Below are 16932 nucleotides of genomic sequence, written 5' to 3' on the forward strand. Positions count from 1 at the left end.
CCGATTGTTTCAGATGACCGCGTCTTCGAGGAACGGCCTGTTGGCGACCACCCGCTCGTAGCCGAAGGGCGAAAGATCGAGGGTGCGGAAGCCGCCATAGGTGACAAGCTCGCTCAGGCCCCGCCCCATCGCCGGCGACTGCTGCAGGCCATGCCCGGAAAAACCGTTGGCGAAGAAGAAGTTCTTCACGTCTGTATGCGGTCCGAGGATGACGTTGTGGTCGAGCGTGCAATAGTCGTAGTGGCCGGCCCAGCTATTGACGACCTTGATCGCCTCGAAGGCGGGCACGCGATGAGCAAGGTTCGGCCAGATCTCCTCGTCGAACTCGTCGTGCATGACTTCGAAGTCGTTCGGATCGACCTCCGGATCGTGCTTGGGATAGGTGCCCATCAGGTAGAACTTGCCTTCGGGACGGAAGAAAACGCCGGTCGGGTCGATGGTAAGCCCGACCTTGCCTTCAAGCGGTGTCCGGCAATTCACCACGAAGAGCGAACGGCGGCGCGGTTCGACCGGTATGTCGAGACCGGCCATGCGGGCTACCTTCGTGCCGTTGGTGCCCGACGTGTTGATCATCGTTCCACAGCCGATCGTCTGACCGCTTCTCGTCGTCACGGAAACGATGCGGTCGCCCTCGCGATTGACTGCCACCACCTCGTCCTCGATGTATTCGACGCCGAGAGAGCGGGCCTTCTTGCGGAAGCCCTGCATCAGCCCGACGCTGTCGAACCAGCCCTCGCCGCGCTCGCCGGTGCTGCCGAGCGTCAATCCCTCCAGATTGAGCCAGGGGAAACGGCGGCCGAGTGCCTCGACATCGAGAAGCGTCACTGCGGCGCCGCAGGCGACCTGGGTTTCGTGGTTGCGTCGCAGCACCTGCTCACCGTGTTCGTCACCGGCTAGGAACAGATATCCCGCCTCGTGGAAGCCGATTTGCGGCGTGTCGTCGTCGACGGCGATGTGGTTCTTGAAGTCGCGAATGAACTCGGTCCCGAACTGGGAGACCTGGACGTTGATGGCGTTGGAGAACTGATGACGGATCGAACTGGACGAGAGCGCCGTCGCGCAGCGTTGATAGGTCCAGTCCTTCTCGATCACCAGAACAGAACCGGTGTAATCCGTATTGGTCGCCAGAAAGAAGGCGGCCGAGCTGCCGACGACGGCGCCGCCGACGATGACGACATCATAGGAGGTCTTGGAAGCCTGCATGGCGGCGCCTTACTTGTTCTCGTCTTCGAAGTGGCCCACGGCACAGAAGCTCCCGCCCTGAAAGCGCACGGCCGGGTCATTCGGGTCGCCCTGCGTCGTCTTGGCGAAGACCTTTTCCCGATAGTCGTCGGCGCTGTCCTGCGGCTTGTAGCCGAGCACGGCGGCGGTGCGGTTGTCCCAGAAGGCCTGCGAGTTGTTGGACATGCCATAGGCGATCATGAAGCCGACCCGCGGAGCCGACAGTGACTTTTCGACCAGTTGGCGGCAGTCGCGATAGGAGAGCCAGGTGATCAGGTGACGACGATCGGTCGGCTCCGGGAACGACGAGCCGATGCGCAGGCAGACCGTCTCGAGGCCGAACTTGTCGAAGTAATAACGCGCGAGGTTTTCGACAAAGGTCTTCGACACGCCATAGAGGCTGTCGGGCCGGGTCGGCACGTTGCCGTCGATCGTCTGCGTCCGCTCGTAGTAGCCGATCGCGTGGACGGAACTCGCATAAACGATGCGCTTGACCCCCTGGCGGCGGGCCGCCTCATAGACGTTGTAGCCGCCGGCGATATTGGAATCGAGGATGGTCTGCCACGGCGCTTCGACAGCCTGACCGCCCATATGGATGATGGCATCGCAATCCTTCACGGCGTTGGAGACCGCGTCGAAGTCAGACAGGTCGAGCGGGAAGTCCTCTTCATGGGGGGCGAGATTTTTGCAAGGCGTCCGGGCGGAGAGCCTGACGACCTTTCCGAGCCTGGTTCCGGACTTGCGAAGCTCGGTCCCGAGGGCGCCGGCAGCACCGGTAAGCAACACTCTTTGATAATTGGACATGGCTATTTCCTTCTTTAGCGAAGCTGGGTGAGTGCTTCACCGATACGCTCGATTGCAACGAGCAGGTTTTCCCGCGACGTCGCGAAAGACAGACGGATGTAAGGCTCGATGCCGAAAGCAGCGCCGGGAACGGTCGCGACCTTTCCGGTCGTCAGCAGGTAGGAAGCCAGTGCGGTTGCGTTCTCGATGACCGTACCGTCCGGTGCCGTCTTGCCGATATGGCCGGCGCATTTGGGAAAGAGATAGAAGGCCCCCTCCGGCGCGCGAACCTCGAGCCCGGGAATGGCGTTGAAGCCCAGCGTCACCAGCTCCCCACGCGACTTGTATTCGGCGACGGCTCGGGCGACGAAGTCTTGCGAACCGTTGAGCGCGGCGGCGGCGGCCTGGGAGATCGACGCAGGGCAGGTCGTGCTCTGCGACTGCATCTTGTTCAGGACCTTGGTCAAGCTCTTCGGCCCGGCCGCATAGCCAAGCCGCCAGCCGGTCATCGCATAGGCCTTGGAAACGCCGTTGATGAGCAGCGTCCGCTCGCGCAATTGCGGGCAGGCATTCGCAAAGGAGGTGAAGGGCACGTCGCCGGCAACGATGTGTTCGTACTCGTCGGACATGACGAGGACATGCGGATGGCGCTCCAGCACCGCACCGAGTGCAGCGAGTTCGTCGCTCGTATAGATCGCGCCGGTGGGGTTCGAGGGCGAGTTGAACAGGACCCAGCGCGTCCGCGTCGTGATCGCCTGTTCGAGGCGTTCCGGCGTCAGCTTGAAATCGTCCTCGACGCCGCAGGCGATGGTTCTGGGCACGCCTCCGTGGAGAATGACGATATCCGTATAGGATACCCAGTAGGGTGCCGGCACGATCACTTCGTCGCCGGGTTCGAGCGTGCCTAGAAAGGCATTGAACAGGATCTGCTTGGCGCCGTTGCCGATGGAGATTTCGTCCATGGCATATTCGAGGCCATTCTCGCGCTTGAATTTCGCGACGATCGCCACGCGCAATTCCTCCATGCCGTCCGGACCGGTATAGCGGGTCTTGCCGCTTCGCATCGCCGCAATCGCCGCTTCGATGATGAAGACCGGCGTCTCAAAATCCGGCTCGCCGAGGGAGAGATCGATGACGCTCTCGCCCTTCGCACGCATCGCCTTGGCGGCAAGCGACACAGCCATGGACGGAGACGACTTGATGCTACCGGCTCGGAAGCTCTCGAAATTCATTATGTTCATCGCGTGCCCGTCCTATTTCTTCCTGCCGTAGTCGGCGGCCGCCTGATCCTTGGTGATGTAGCCATTGGCGATATCGTCATCGATCGCCGCTGCCGGGCGTTGGGCCGGGGTCCCGTAGCCCCCGCCGCCGGGGAGTTGGAGCACGAGCTTCCGGCCCTCCGGCACGAACTGCAGGCCCTTGCCCTTGAGCGTGGTACTGTCGTCGAGCGACACGGAGCCGGCCGCACCGTCACGTCCGCCGTCCCGGCCGCGCGCCGGATGGCCGAGCCGGTCGAACATGGCGGAGAAGCGGAAGGCGTAGCCTTCGGCGGCGGAGATTTCGATGATCTGGCCGAGGCCGCCGCGCTGCTCTCCGGCGCCGCCGGAGCCTTCGCGCAGTTCCTTGCGCCAGACGATGATCGGGCCGACATTTTCCGTCGCCTCGATCGGCATAGTGTGGACACCGCTCGGAAAGGCGGTGGCGTTGAGTCCGTCGAGCGACGGGCGGGCGCCGGTGCCGCCGGAATTGAACATCAGAATTTCGGCACCTTTGCCGCCGATCTCGTCGGAGACTGGGCGCACGCTCATGTGCAGGTTCCACAGCGCACTTGCGCCTTCGGCCGGCACTTTGCCCGGCAGCGCCTGGTGCAGCGCACCGAGCACGAGGTCGGGCACGAAATGGCCGAGCACATGGCGAACGGCCACGGGTGCTGGCCGCTTGGCATTGAGGATGCAGCCTTCCGGGGCGGCGACCTCGAGGGGCGCGAGTGAGGCGGCGTTGTTCGGGATCTCCGGCGCGACGACGCATTTGATGCCGTAGCAGGCATAGGCCTTGGCGTAGACCAGCGGCACGTTGATGCCGAACTTGCTCATGCCGGATGTGCCGTCGAAGTCGACGAGGACACCATCAGGGCTAATGGTGAGCTTTGCGGCGAGATGCACCGGCTCGTCGTAGCCGTCGAGATCGAGGCTGTAGGACCAGCTTCCGTGCGGAAGGTTCCGGAGCCGTTCCAGCGTCGCTTCGCGGCTGTGCTTGAGAATGAACGCGCCGATGGTGCCGAGGTCTTCCAGGTTGAATTCCGTCAGCATGTCGACGAGCCTGCGATGGCCGGTTTCGTTGCAGGCGGCAAGTGCGTAGAAGTCGCCGACCACCTTGTCGCTCTCGCGGACATTGTTGCGGACGATATGGAGCAGCGTGCGGTTGACCTCGCCCCGATCGAAGAACTTCATGATCGGAATGAACAGGCCCTCCTCGTAGACTTCGCGCGCATCCGGGCCGAAGCCGCGGCCGCCGACATCGACGACATGCGCCGTGGAGGCGAAATAGCCGACCAGCTTGCCATGGTGGAAGGATGGCGTGACGACGGTGATGTCGTGGAGATGGCCGGTGCCCTTCCAGGGATCGTTGGTGATGTAGACGTCACCCTCGAAGATGTTTTCCGGACCGATGTCGTTGATGAAGTGCGCTACCGATTCCGCCATGGCGTTGACATGGCCCGGCGTGCCGGTGACCGCCTGGGCGAGCATCCGGCCCTCAAGGTCGAAGATACCGGCCGAAAGGTCGCCGGCTTCGCGAACGCTGGTCGAAAACGCGGTGCGGATCAGCGTTTGCGCCTGCTCCTCGACGACGGAGATCAGCCGGTTCCACATCACCTGCATATGGATGTCGATTAGGGTTTCACTCATGGTCAATATTCCCGGGTTAGGGGACCCTTTCAGCGGCGTGTGACGAGAAGGCAGCCATCCGCCTGGACGGTGGCAACGAAGGAGGAGGTGAGCACGGTCGAGGTCTCGCGTTCGACGATCACCGCCGGGCCAGAAACGACATCACCGGGGGAAAGCGTCTCGCGTTCGTGGATACCTGCTTCGATGAAAGTCCTCTGCCCCACATCGAAGAGGCGGCGGTGTTTTCCGGGTTCGGCACTGCGGCGTCGGCCGACAGCTTCGACGCGCGCGACTTCGGGAAGCGGCGAGCTCGCCTTGACGGCCCAACTGACGATCTCGATATCGAGGCCCTCGATCGCCCGGCCGAAGAAGCGCGCATAGGCCCCCTCGAACAGCGCGACGATGCGCTCGGCGCTTGTCGCATCGAAGTGCTCGAAGGGGAGCGCAACGGGAATGTCCCAGCCCTGACCGGCATAGCGCATGAAGACGGTGCGTTCGATGACCGGATCGGCCGCGTCGAGACCGCCGGCAACGAAGCCGAGAGCTTCGCTCTGCATCGCGGCCATCAGCCGGTTGGCGCCCTCGCTGTCGAAGCGGGAGAGATTGAACACGGCGCTGCGGACCGACTCGTAGCCGAACGGCGCCCGCAGGAAGCCGATCGCCGACCCGACCCCGGCGCCGGGCGGGACGAGGAACGTCGAGATCCCCATTTTCTCGCAGAGCCGGGCGGCATGCAGCGGGCCGGCGCCGCCGAAGGTGATCATGGTGAAGTCGGAAATGTCCTTGCCGTTCTCCACCGTATGAACGCGGCCGGCATTGGCCATGTTCTCGTCGACCATTTCGCAGGTTCCGTAGGCGGCGCCCTCGGCGTCGAGGCCGAGGCGGCCGCCGATCTCGCGGTCCATCGCCTCGCGTGAAGCGTCGACGGAAAGCGGGATGGCGCCACCGGCGAAATTGTCCGGATCGAGCTTGCCGAGCAGGAGATCCGCGTCGGTGACGGTTGGCTTGAGGCCGCCGCGCTGGTAGCAGGCCGGGCCCGGTTCGGAAGCCGCGCTGTGGGGGCCGACGCGAATCTGGCGCATGACGTCGATGCTGGCGATCGATCCGCCGCCGGCGCCGATCTCCACCATCTCCACCACCGGAATGGAGATCGGCATGCCGCTGCCCTTGCGGAAACGGTAGGTACGCGCGACCTCGAAGGTCTTCGCCGTCTTCGGCACCTGGTTCTCGATCAGGCAGATCTTGGCCGTCGTGCCGCCCATGTCGAAGGAAAGGATGGTATCGAGACCGTGTCGGCGGGCGATGTCGGCCGCGAAGATCGCACCGCCGGCAGGGCCGGATTCGACGAGCCGCACCGGAAACTCGGCGGCACTTTCAACCGAGACGATGCCGCCGCCGGAATGCATCATGTAGACCGGGCAGCCGACACCGATCTCTTTCAGGGAGACGACGAGCCGGTCGAGATAGGACTTGATCGCCGGCTTCACATAGGCGTTGGCGCAGACGGTGTTGAAGCGCTCGAATTCGCGCATCTGCGGCGAGACTTCGGAGGAGATCGACACCGAGAGGCCCGGAATACGCGCCAGCAATTCCTCGCGCGCCTGTCTCTCGTGTTCGCCGTTCGCATAGGCGTGGATGAAGCCGATCGCCACGCTCTCGTAACCGCCGCCGGCGATTGCTTCGACCGCAGGCTCCAGCGAGGCTCTATCGAGCGGCACAAGCACTTCGCCGGCGGCGTTGATGCGTTCGCGAACAGTGAAGCGGCTGGCGCGCTCGATGAGCGCCGGGGGCAGCGCAATATTGAGGTCATACTGCTCGAAGCGGTTCTCGGTGCGCATTTCGAGCACGTCGCGGAAGCCGTCGGTGGTGATGAAAGCCGTTTTCGCGCCGCGTCGCTCGATCAGCGCGTTGGTCGCAAGCGTCGTCCCATGGATCAGGATATCGATGTCCGAAAGGGCGATGCCGGCCGCCTCGGCGACGGCCTTCACGCCCTTCAGAATGGCGCGCTCGAGCGCGGTGTAGTCGGTCAGGACCTTGGTCGAATGGAGTGTTCCATCGAGGTCAAGGGCGATGTCCGTAAACGTGCCACCGATGTCGACGCCGACGCGGCAGTTCCCAGAAGCGCTTGTCACTGTTCAGTTCCCCATAGTTCGCTGTCTTTTGAGCCGCCGTCCGCTTGACCGCCGTCTTAGAGAGATGAATTCCACGGGCGCCGCGGCAAGGGCAAGGGGCTCTAAAATATCTCCGTTAGACGCAAAAGTCATATGTCACTTATCATACAAGCGTCAACCGGAACGACCGATTAATGACGGTCGGCGAGACCAGCATAGAGGCGCTCCTCGAGTTCAGAGGACGGGCGCAAGGCCTATCTCGGGCTGCATTGAGCGAGCGACTGCAAAGGGGCGACGCGAAGGGATTGGATGGTTCAGTCGGTGAACTCGACGATGACCCCCGGCTTGACCATCGCCGCCAGTTCCTCCGCGTCCCAGTTGGTCAGGCGGATGCATCCGTGTGATCCCGCCTTGTCGATGAGCGACGGTTCCGGCGTGCCGTGGATCCCATAGGTTGGTTCTGTTAGATCGATCCAGACGCTCCCAACGGGACCATTGGGGCCCTTGGGCAGCGTCAGAACCTCGGTGTTGTCGCCCTGCTGATAGTTGAGCTTGGGGTTGTAGACGTAGGTGGGCTCTCGAGCGACACCCTTGACCTTGTGCGTGCCAGAGGGCGAGGGCGACTCTTCGCTGCCGATGGTGGCGGGATATACAGAAAGCAGCGAGCCGTCCTCGGCGAAGGCCAGCACTTGCCCCGCCCGCCTGCGTGCCTCTATTCGTTTGACCTTGCCCTCCTTCGCGACGCCGGGAATCGCCACCGATACGGTTCCTCCGACGGCAAATGCCGAGCCCGGATTGAGCGCCTTCAAGAGGTCGATGTCCATGTGGAACCGCTCGGACAGTCTCTCCGCGACGCTCGTATATCCGAGGTGCTCCATCTCGGCTTGCTTCGCGTAGTCTTCGGGAATGCTCTCGACGAGATCCTTGGCATCGTCTTCAGAGATGACATAAGGCTCGATGACGGGTTTGCCGTCTGAGAGCTTTTCGATGACCTGCGGGTCGAGCTTTCCATCAGCGGGAAGACCTTGCATAGCCTCGAATCCAGCGACCGCCTTGGTGACGTTCTCGCCGTAGTAGCCGTCGATCACCCCCGGTGATGATCCGGCGCGATCCAGAAGAACCTGGAGATGGACAATGGCCGGCTCCGGGCGAGGCGCGGCGCTGGACGGCCGTTCTGACGGAATGGAGGCGACCGAAGCATCGTTGATGGATTCGGGCCGGAGCTCCTGAGCACCGGCGGAGCCGCTAAGGCCCAATGTGAGTGATGCTGCGAACAAGGCCACGCTCTTCATGGCCATAAAATCGATAGCCACCAAAGTTGTTCCACCCGCCGGTCGGTGACCGGCCCTCCATCACGCCAAGCTCGCGCCACAGGCAGGGAAAGCCTGCAGTCAGCCGCTTATTCCCCGCGCCGAGCTCAGTGCCGGTTCCCGGATGCGCGAGGGTTCCATGCGTCGCAACCTTTTGTTCTTTAATGCATTTCCGAGCTGCCGCTCCAAAATGTATTTTGACCGTATAATGAATGTATACTCCTATAATACATTTTTATTGACTCGCCTCCGCGCCTCATGCACGATGCGCACATCTGAACAACGGCTCCCACCGTCAGAGGAGGTTCCTGTGAAGAGCGGTAAGAACGGTCTCTACGACGACCTGAAGCGGCAAATCCTGACGATGGAGCTGGATCCCGACGAAGATCTGGACGAGATGACACTTAGCGAACGCTACGGTGTGTCGCGGACTCCGGTGCGCGAAATCATTCGCCGTCTCGAAGGCGAGGGCTACGTCGAAATTCGGGAAAACCGCGGGGCAAGGGTGGCCCCGATGAACCATTCGACGCTGCGAAATTTCTTCCTGGTCGCGCCGATGGTCTATGCGGCGATCGGTCGGTTGGCGGTGCAGAACTTCAAGCCCAGGCAGCTCTCGCAACTCAAGGACACCCAAGAGCTGTTTCGTGCAGCGAGCGTCTCCAGGGATGCCGCTTCGATGGTGCTGGAGAACAACCGGTTCCACGCAATCATGGGCGAGATGTCGGGCAACGTCTACCTGCAGCCCAGCCTAAGCCGTCTTCTGATCGATCACGCGCGCATCGGCCACACCTTCTTCCGCCCGCGCAACGAAGACATGGAAAAGCGGCTTTGCATCGCGGTCGAGCATCATGATGCGTTCATCGCGGCGATCGCCGCGCATGACGAGGATGCGGTCGTCGACCTGGTGTTCGAGCACTGGGAACTCTCGCGAGAGAACATGGAGATGTTCATAGCGCCACAAGGTCTGAAGGCGGACGCTCTGGTCGAGGGCCCGGCCGCACTGTCGATGGAGAAACTGTCTTGAAATTCGAAGGTATCTACACGCCCGCGGTGACCACCTATGGCGCCGACGGCACGATCGACAAGAAAGCGTACGCGGAGGTTCTCGAATCTCTGATCGACGCGAAGGTCCACGGGATTATCGTAGGGGGCTCGACCGGGGAATACTACGCACAGACGTGCCAGGAGCGGCGCGATCTTGCCGCACACGCCAAGGACGTCATCGGCACGCGGTTGCCGTTGATTGTCGGCACCGGGGCGACGCGGACGGAAGATGCGGTCGAGTATGCAAAGGCGGCAAAGGATATCGGGGCCGACGCGATCCTGGTGTCGTCACCGCCCTACGCTCTGCCGACGGAACGCGAGAACGCTGTCCATGCGCTGACGATCGACCGCGCGGCGAACCTGCCGATCATGCTCTACAACTATCCGGCCCGCATGGGCGTGATGATGGGAGACGAGTATTTCTCCCGTGTCGGCAAGTCCAAGAACGTCGTGGCGATCAAGGAAAGCTCCGGCGACATGGGCAACCTGCACCTGCTGGCCCGGAAGTTTCCCCACATATCGCTCTCATGTGGTTGGGACGACCAGGCGCTCGAATTCTTTGCATGGGGTGCGAAGAGCTGGGTCTGTGCCGGCTCCAACTTCCTGCCGCGCGAACACGTTGCTCTCTACGAGGCCTGCGTCGTCGAGAAGAACTTCGACAAGGGCCGCCAGATCATGACGGCGATGCTGCCGCTGATGGACTTCCTCGAGACCGGTAAGTTCGTTCAGTCGATCAAGTTCGGCTGCGAGCTGAACGGGCTGAACGTCGGCGAGGTGCGCGCGCCGCTCAGACCGTTGAACTCTGAAGAAAAGCGAACCCTGCAGACCGTCATCAGCACCCTGAAACGGTCCGTCGCCCACATCACATCGGGAGCAAATTATGCATGATCTTCTGACCGTAGCGGAATATGCGGCGATCGCGAGTTCCATGTGCTATCCGTCGAATGCGTTTATCGACGGGGCCTTTCGGCCGGCCGCGTCGGGAAAGACCTTCAAGACGACCAATCCGGCAACCGGAGAGGTGCTGACGGAAATCGCCGCGTGTGACAGTGCCGATGTCGACTTTGCTGTAGCAACGGCCAAGGCGGCATTTGACGACGGCCGCTGGCATCTGCGCTCCCCCGGCGAGCGTAAGGAGGTGCTGCTCAAATTCGCCAGGCTGCTCGAGCGCAACCGCCATGAGCTCGCGGTCCTCGAGAGTCTCGACAGCGGCAAGCCGATCCGCGAGGTCCAGACGGTCGATGTGCCGGATACGATCCACACGATCCGTTGGCATGCCGAACTGATCGACAAGGTCTATGACAACACCGCTCCGGTAGGCTCGAACGCCCTGACACTGGTCGTCCGCGAACCGATCGGCGTCGTGGGTCTGGTGCTGCCATGGAACTTTCCGCTGCTGATGCTGGCCTGGAAGATTGGCCCGGCTCTCGCGGCAGGCTGCTCCGTTGTCGTCAAGCCGGCGCAGGAAACCACGCTCACGGCGCTGCGGGTTGCTGAACTGGCTCATGAGGCCGGTATTCCCGCCGGCGTGTTCAATGTGGTGACCGGGAGCGGCAGGGACGTCGGCGAGCCGATCGGCATGCACATGGACGTCTCCATGGTCAGTTTCACGGGCTCGACGGCCACCGGCCGGCGCTTCCTCCGTTACGCCGCAGATTCGAACCTGAAGCGCGTCGTCCTGGAGTGTGGCGGCAAGAATCCGGCCTTGGTGATGAACGATGTGGAAGACCTCGACCTCGTCGCCGAGCAGGTCGTCAATGGCGCCTTCTGGAACATGGGCGAAAACTGCTCCGCGACCTCCCGTCTGATCGTTCATGCCGAGGTGAAGGACGAGCTCCTGAAGCGCGTTGGGGACTACATGCGGGAATGGAAGACCGGAGACCCGCTCAATCCCGAAAATCGCATCGGTGCGCTCGTCAGCAGCGCCCATTTCGAGAAGGTAAAATCCTATATCGAGCAGGTGAGCACGGAGAAGCTCACCCTGCTTTACGGCGGAGAGACGCAGAAGGGCATCTTTGTCGAGCCGACGGTCGTTGATGGCGTCGGTCGCGACAGCCGGCTTTTCCAGGAGGAAATCTTTGGTCCGGTGCTTTCCGTGACCACGTTCAACAGCCTGTCGGAAGCCATCGCTCTCGCAAACGACACGGTCTATGGCCTGACGGCGTCGGTCTATACCGGCAGCCTGAGGAACGCGATCAAACTGTCGCGCGAGATCCGCGCCGGTGTGGTGACCGTGAACTGCTTTGGCGAGGGCGACGCCACAACGCCGTTTGGAGGATACAAGGAATCCGGTTTTGGCGGTCGCGACAAGTCCATCTGGGCCCACGACCAGTACACCGAGCTGAAGACGATCTGGATCGACGTTTCGGAGCGCTCCGTTGACGAGACGGTTAGATGAACCAGCACACGGTCAAGCGCCTGCCGGTCGATACGGGTGTCTCTGGTTGGGAAGCAATCAGCACCCGTGCACTCCCGGTGCGGACGCTTGAGAGCGACGTTCGCGCCGACTGGCTTATCATCGGCGCGGGCTTTGCCGGTCTCTCGGCGGCACGGAGATTGTCGCAGCTGCGGCCCGGCGAGACGATCGTCGTGCTCGATGCGACAGAGGTTGCGAAAAGCACGGCGGGGCGGAACTCCGGATACATGATCGACGTGCCGCACAATCTATCGTCCGGCGAGTATTCGGTCGCGGACGAAAAGACGGCGGCGCTGGAAATTGAACAGAACCGTCTTGCGATCTCATTCGCCGCAGAGGCTGCCGCCGAATACGGCATGTCGGAGCAAACATTCGATCCGTCCGGCAAGATCAATGCCGCAGCAAGCGAACGGGGCCTGAAACTCAATAAGAATTATGGCACATCGCTTCGGCGCATAGGCGAGAAGCATGAGCCGATCGACGCCAAGCAGATGCGCGACATCACCGGCTCCGACTACTATCTCGGCGGCCTCTATACGCCAGGCGCCGTGATGATCCAGCCCGCGGACTACATCCGCGGTTTGGCGCGCGCTTTGGCGACGAAGATCGACCTCTACGAACGATCTCCCGTGCTGGAGCTCACTCGCCAGGGAAAGGTCTGGAAGGCACGCTCAAAGCGCGGCGGGGTGACAGCGCCGAAGGTAATTCTGGCCGTGAACGGTCACGTCGAAAGCTTCGGCTATTTCAGCCACCGGCTGATGCATGTTTTCACGTACGCGTCCATGTCGGCTGCCTTCTCGCCGAGCGAATTCGGCAGCCGCGCGAGCGGAGCAGAACGTTGGGCGTTGCTGCCGGCCGACCCGATGGGCGCTACGGTGAGGAAGATCAGCGTGGGCGGGCGTTCGCGCATCGTGATCAGGACCCGCTTCACCTACGACCCGAGCCTTCAGGTGTCGGAAAAGCGCCTCGCCGGCATTGCTGCCGAGCAGAGGCAATCGTTTGATGCTCGTTTCCCCGGACTTGAACGGGTGCCGTTCGAGTTCAGTTGGGCGGGGGCGCTTTGCCTCAGCAGGAACCATGTGCCCGCCTTCGGTGAGGTGGAGGAGGGGCTCTATTCCGCCTGTTGCGAGAATGGTCTCGGCACGGTCAAGAGCACCCTTGCCGGGATGATGGTGGCTGAATTGGCCACGAACACCTCGAGCCCGCCCCTCGAGAAATACAAGGATCAGCCGATGCCGAGCAGACTGCCGCCGGAGCCTTTGGCCTGGCTCGGCATCAACTCGGTCATCCGCTTTCAGGAATTGCGAGCTGGTCGGGAGGGCTAAGCCGCGACCGCGCAATGGCGAAGGCTGAATGCGCAGTCTTCGAAGAAAAACGGGAACAAGAACAGGAGAGAACCCGTGAAGAAACTTTGGAAAGCACTCTGCGCCGCGGCAATGGTCGGTTTGACCATGGTGCCCGCTCGCGCTCAAGAGAAGACCATCGAGATGGGAACCCTTTCGTGGGAGGACCTGACCCCCATCACAGGCATTACAAAGAAAGTTCTGGAAGACGCCGGCTATACGGTGAAGGTGACCGAGTTTTCGGAATGGGGCATCGCTTACGCCGCACTGAGCAAGGGCGACATCCAGATCCTGGCGTCGCAGACCGATTATGTCGCCCAGGACTACTGGGACAAGAACAAGAACCGTCTTGAGAAGATCTCGCCGGTATCCCACGGCCTCTACCAGTCAATTGCCGTGCCCAAGTACGTGACCATCGATTCCATTGATCAGCTCAACGACAATGCCGACAAGTTCGGCGGCAAGATCATCGGCATCGAGCCGGGTTCGGGCCTGATGCGCGACACCGCGGAGGCGGTCAAGCAATACGGCCTCAAGCTCCAGCTCGTCGAGGGCAGCACCGCGGCCATGACCGCGGCGCTGAAATCGGCAATCGACCGCCAGGAATGGATCGCGGTCACCATTTGGGAACCGTCGTGGATGATGCAGAAATATGACGTGAAGTTCCTCAAGGACCCCAAGGGCGTCTTCCCGCCGCCGCAGAGCTATTACTGGATCGGCCAGAAGGGCTTCTCTGAAGAAAACCCTGAGGCGCGCGAGCTTCTGGCGAGCGTCTATGTCCCGTTGGCGGACATCACCGCGATCAATGGCGCGGTCAGCGACGGCAAGAAGATGGATGAGGCCGTTAAGGAATGGACGGATAGCCATGCCGACCTCCTGAAGCGCTGGGAAAACATCAAGAAATATTGAGTTTCAACCGCAATCGGCCGCCTGGAGATTTGTCCGGGCGGCCACTGCCAAGGCTTGTGAAGACCGGGAGAACTGCCAGCACAAGATTGGCTCCAAGGGAGTGAGGAAATGGCAAGTATCGATTCAAACGAACTGCTGATCGACTGCCAATCGGTCTGGAAGATCTTTGGCGAGAAGGCACCCGCCGCGATGGAGGCAGTTGCGAAGCGGGGTTTGTCGAAAAAGCAGATTCTGCAGGAGTACAATTGCGTGGTCGGCGTATCCGACGCCAGCCTACAGGTACGGCGCGGCGAGATCTTCTGCATCATGGGACTGTCGGGTAGCGGCAAGTCTACCTTGATCAGGCTTCTGAATCGGCTGATCACCCCAAGCCTCGGCAAGGTCCTGGTCAAGGGCAAGGATCTGGCCGCACTTAATGCGGCTGAACTCCGGCAGATGCGCGCCCAGAACATCGGCATGGTCTTTCAGAGCGTGGCGCTGCTTCCGCATCGCACGGTGCTCGAGAATGCGGCCTTCGGTCTTGAGGTACAGGGTATTCCAAAAGCAGAGCGCAACCGGACTGCCACGGCAGCGCTTGAGAAGGTCGGTCTCGGCGACTGGCTCAGTCGCTTTCCCGCAGAGCTATCCGGCGGCATGCAGCAACGCGTCGGCTTGGCGCGCGCCATCGCATCCGATCCTGAAATCATCCTCATGGACGAGCCGTTCAGCGCGCTCGACCCGCTCATTCGCCGCCAATTGCAGGACGAATTCCGACAGCTCACCAAAGAACTCGGCAAGTCGGCGGTGTTCATCACCCATGATCTCGATGAGGCCATTCGCATCGGCGATCGCATCGCGATCATGAAGGACGGCGTCATCATCCAGGTGGGGACCGCCGAGGACATTGTCCTCAACCCGGCCGATCAGTATGTCGCCGACTTCGTGGCCGGCATTTCCCGCCTCCACCTGATCAAGGCCCACTCCGTCATGGTCCCGGTTGCCGACTATCAGCGACTTCACCCACACGGCGATATCGGTGCCCTCGTCAAGACGATGCCCGAGGCCGACATCGACGAGTTGATCGGGCTTGCCATGCAGTCGGATCGCGACGGCATCGCGGTTGCCGACAACGGGACAGTCATCGGCGTCGTGACCGCGCGGAGCTTGCTTGCCGGCGTCAAGGGAGCGCCGGCGCGCGAGCAGGCCGCGGCCGCCTAGAGGAGCGTTTCAAAATGGAAAGTTCGGCTTTCGCGGACACATTCGACGCCTGGACCGACTCGGCGCTCGAGTGGCTGAGCGACAACGGTGAATTCCTCTTCGATCTCGTGCGCACGATGCTTGAGGGAATTTACGGCGGCATCCTGTGGCTGCTCGAGCTTCCGCCCTTCTTCGTGGTGGCGGCTGTTCTCGCCGTTGCCGGGTGGCGGCTCGTCAATGCATGGTTCGGCGCACTGGCCGCAATAGCCCTCGTCTGCTGCGCGCTTATGGGACTGTGGCCGGAGACCATGAGCACCTTGGCACTGGTCATCACCGCGACCTCGCTGGCGCTTCTCGTCGGCCTGCCGATCGGCGTGGTCGCCGGCTTTCTGCCGGCGCTCGACCGATTGCTGGAGCCAGCTCTGGATCTCATCCAGACCCTGCCGCCTTACATCTACCTTCTACCGGCGATTGCTCTGCTGGGCTACGGACCGGCGACCGCGCTGATTGCGACTTTCGTGGTCGCCATGCCTCCGGCCGTCCGACTGACGTCGCTCGGCATCCGGATGACACCGCACGAGTTCATCGAGCTGGGTCACGCGATCGGCATCACGAAGTGGCAGATGTTCTTCAAGATACGTCTGCCCTTTGCAAGGCCGAGCATCATGGCCGGCATCAATCAGAGCCTGATGATGGCCTTCGGCATGGTCGTCATCGCCGGCATTGTCGGTTCAGGCGGCCTTGGCGAAACGATCTATGGAGCGATCCGGACCCTCGATATCGCCAAGTCGATCGATGCCGCCATCGCGATCGTTGTGCTGACCATGGTGCTTGACCGGATCACGCAGAGCGCCGCCCGCCTCGGCGAGGGAGGAAAACCATGAATCCGTTTTCGTTTCAGCTATCGCCGGGGACGTACCTTGCGCCGGCGGTCGACTGGCTCAACACCAACTTCCATCCGGTGTTCGCCTTCATCAGCACTGTAGTCGAGGCCGTGCTTTCGGGGATCGAGGCGGCTCTACTCTCGCTGCCCCCCTATCTCCTGATCGCAATCGTGGTGCTTCTCGCTATCGTTCTCGTCAACATACGGGTGGGCATACTCGCCGGATTGGCACTCGGCTTTTGCCTTCTCATGGGTCTCTGGACTGCTTCGATGCAGACGATTGCCCTCGTCACGGTCGCCGTAGCGATTTCCGTCCTGATCGCCTTTCCGCTCGGAATCCTCGCCTCGCGCATCAAGGGCGTCGAAGCGGCGATCCGCCCGGTCCTCGATATCATGCAGACCGTGCCGCCATGGGTGTACCTCATTCCAGCCGTCATGATCTTCAGCCTGGGACGGGTTCCCGCCATAATCGCGACGATCGTCTACGGCATACCGCCGATGCTCCGGCTGACCACGCTGGCGTTCAACCAGGTTCCGAAGGACCTGCTCGAACTCGGCCAGGCGATCGGCGCCCCGCCACGATCCATCCTCTTCAAAATCGAAATCCCTGCGGCAACGCCGACCCTGCTCGTCGGCCTCAATCAATGCATCTTGCTGTCGCTTGCCATGGTGGTACTGGCAGGATTGGTGGGTGCAGGGGGGCTCGGCGCCGAGGTGACGCGCGGATTGACGCGGATGGAAATGGGCCTCGGCCTGCGCGCCGGCCTGGCCATCGTCGCGGTCGCACTTCTTCTCGACAGACTTTCGCGTGGCGCGCTTCAGCGTGATCGAACGCGGACAGCGCGCTGATC

14 protein-coding genes are annotated in these 16932 nt (G+C 62.0%); 8 read left to right on the top strand and 6 right to left on the bottom strand.

What is annotated here, in order from left to right; translation table 11 throughout:
* Positions 1-9: 9 nt before the first annotated feature.
* The 6 genes from CO676_RS23190 to CO676_RS23215 all read right to left on the bottom strand — a co-directional run bounded on the left by CO676_RS23190 (position 10) and on the right by CO676_RS23215 (position 8298).
* Positions 10-1203, bottom strand: coding sequence for an FAD-binding oxidoreductase (locus CO676_RS23190; protein WP_097522791.1), 1194 nt, complete (start codon positions 1201-1203; stop codon positions 10-12).
* Between the two features lie 9 nt (positions 1204-1212).
* A complete protein-coding gene (locus CO676_RS23195; protein WP_097522792.1) occupies positions 1213-2025 on the bottom strand; it encodes an NAD(P)-dependent oxidoreductase in 813 nt (270 codons plus the stop codon).
* A 14-nt stretch (positions 2026-2039) separates the two neighbouring features.
* Positions 2040-3245: an aminotransferase class I/II-fold pyridoxal phosphate-dependent enzyme gene (locus CO676_RS23200; RefSeq protein WP_179875608.1), complete on the bottom strand. Its 1206-nt coding sequence runs from the start codon at positions 3243-3245 to the stop codon at positions 2040-2042.
* Positions 3246-3257: 12 nt separating this feature from the next.
* Positions 3258-4910, bottom strand: a complete 1653-nt coding sequence (locus tag CO676_RS23205; RefSeq protein WP_097522794.1) for a hydantoinase B/oxoprolinase family protein — start codon at positions 4908-4910, stop codon at positions 3258-3260.
* Between the two features lie 29 nt (positions 4911-4939).
* Entirely contained in the window at positions 4940-7021 is a 2082-nt protein-coding gene (locus CO676_RS23210; RefSeq protein WP_097522795.1) for a hydantoinase/oxoprolinase family protein, read from the bottom strand.
* 293 nt (positions 7022-7314) lie between these two features.
* Positions 7315-8298, bottom strand: coding sequence for a L,D-transpeptidase (locus tag CO676_RS23215; protein WP_097522796.1), 984 nt, complete (start codon positions 8296-8298; stop codon positions 7315-7317).
* A gap of 277 nt (positions 8299-8575) precedes the next feature.
* On the opposite strand from CO676_RS23215, the gene CO676_RS23220 reads away from it, so the two are divergent.
* From CO676_RS23220 to CO676_RS23255, 8 genes are all read left to right on the top strand, one after another.
* Complete coding sequence (locus tag CO676_RS23220) at positions 8576-9334, top strand: GntR family transcriptional regulator (RefSeq protein WP_097522797.1); 759 nt, start codon at positions 8576-8578, stop codon at positions 9332-9334.
* A complete protein-coding gene (locus tag CO676_RS23225) occupies positions 9331-10242 on the top strand; it encodes a dihydrodipicolinate synthase family protein (protein WP_097522798.1) in 912 nt (303 codons plus the stop codon). The genes CO676_RS23220 and CO676_RS23225 overlap by 4 nt, the downstream gene beginning before the upstream one ends.
* Positions 10235-11752, top strand: a complete 1518-nt coding sequence (locus tag CO676_RS23230) for an aldehyde dehydrogenase (RefSeq protein WP_097522799.1) — start codon at positions 10235-10237, stop codon at positions 11750-11752. Before CO676_RS23225 ends, CO676_RS23230 begins: the two co-directional genes overlap by 8 nt.
* Positions 11749-13095: an FAD-binding oxidoreductase gene (locus tag CO676_RS23235; protein WP_097522800.1), complete on the top strand. Its 1347-nt coding sequence runs from the start codon at positions 11749-11751 to the stop codon at positions 13093-13095. The genes CO676_RS23230 and CO676_RS23235 overlap by 4 nt, the downstream gene beginning before the upstream one ends.
* A gap of 75 nt (positions 13096-13170) precedes the next feature.
* Entirely contained in the window at positions 13171-14022 is an 852-nt protein-coding gene (locus CO676_RS23240) for a glycine betaine ABC transporter substrate-binding protein (protein WP_097522801.1), read from the top strand.
* Positions 14023-14130: 108 nt separating this feature from the next.
* Entirely contained in the window at positions 14131-15219 is a 1089-nt protein-coding gene (locus CO676_RS23245; RefSeq protein ID WP_097522802.1) for a glycine betaine/L-proline ABC transporter ATP-binding protein, read from the top strand.
* A 14-nt stretch (positions 15220-15233) separates the two neighbouring features.
* Positions 15234-16082, top strand: coding sequence for an ABC transporter permease subunit (locus CO676_RS23250; protein WP_097522803.1), 849 nt, complete (start codon positions 15234-15236; stop codon positions 16080-16082).
* Positions 16079-16930 carry an ABC transporter permease subunit gene (locus CO676_RS23255; RefSeq protein ID WP_097522804.1) on the top strand — a complete coding sequence of 284 codons (852 nt, stop codon included), beginning with the start codon at positions 16079-16081 and terminating at the stop codon, positions 16928-16930. The genes CO676_RS23250 and CO676_RS23255 overlap by 4 nt, the downstream gene beginning before the upstream one ends.
* Positions 16931-16932: the final 2 nt, after the last annotated feature.

The sequence above is a fragment of the Sinorhizobium sp. BJ1 genome, assembly GCF_002531555.1.
In the GTDB taxonomy this organism is placed as follows: domain Bacteria; phylum Pseudomonadota; class Alphaproteobacteria; order Rhizobiales; family Rhizobiaceae; genus Sinorhizobium; species Sinorhizobium fredii_B.

Excerpts from the sequence above, each read along its gene's own strand:
- CO676_RS23205 (WP_097522794.1), bottom strand. The coding sequence starts at position 4,910 with ATGAGTGAAACCCTAATCGACATCCATATGCAGGTGATGTGGAACCGG.
- CO676_RS23220 (WP_097522797.1), top strand. The coding sequence starts at position 8,576 with ATGCGCACATCTGAACAACGGCTCCCACCGTCAGAGGAGGTTCCTGTG.
- CO676_RS23245 (WP_097522802.1), top strand. The coding sequence starts at position 14,131 with ATGGCAAGTATCGATTCAAACGAACTGCTGATCGACTGCCAATCGGTC.
- CO676_RS23195 (WP_097522792.1), bottom strand. The coding sequence starts at position 2,025 with ATGTCCAATTATCAAAGAGTGTTGCTTACCGGTGCTGCCGGCGCCCTC.
- CO676_RS23200 (WP_179875608.1), bottom strand. The coding sequence starts at position 3,245 with ATGAACATAATGAATTTCGAGAGCTTCCGAGCCGGTAGCATCAAGTCG.
- CO676_RS23250 (WP_097522803.1), top strand. The coding sequence starts at position 15,234 with ATGGAAAGTTCGGCTTTCGCGGACACATTCGACGCCTGGACCGACTCG.
- CO676_RS23215 (WP_097522796.1), bottom strand. The coding sequence starts at position 8,298 with ATGGCCATGAAGAGCGTGGCCTTGTTCGCAGCATCACTCACATTGGGC.
- CO676_RS23235 (WP_097522800.1), top strand. The coding sequence starts at position 11,749 with ATGAACCAGCACACGGTCAAGCGCCTGCCGGTCGATACGGGTGTCTCT.
- CO676_RS23255 (WP_097522804.1), top strand. The coding sequence starts at position 16,079 with ATGAATCCGTTTTCGTTTCAGCTATCGCCGGGGACGTACCTTGCGCCG.
- CO676_RS23190 (WP_097522791.1), bottom strand. The coding sequence starts at position 1,203 with ATGCAGGCTTCCAAGACCTCCTATGATGTCGTCATCGTCGGCGGCGCC.
- CO676_RS23230 (WP_097522799.1), top strand. The coding sequence starts at position 10,235 with ATGCATGATCTTCTGACCGTAGCGGAATATGCGGCGATCGCGAGTTCC.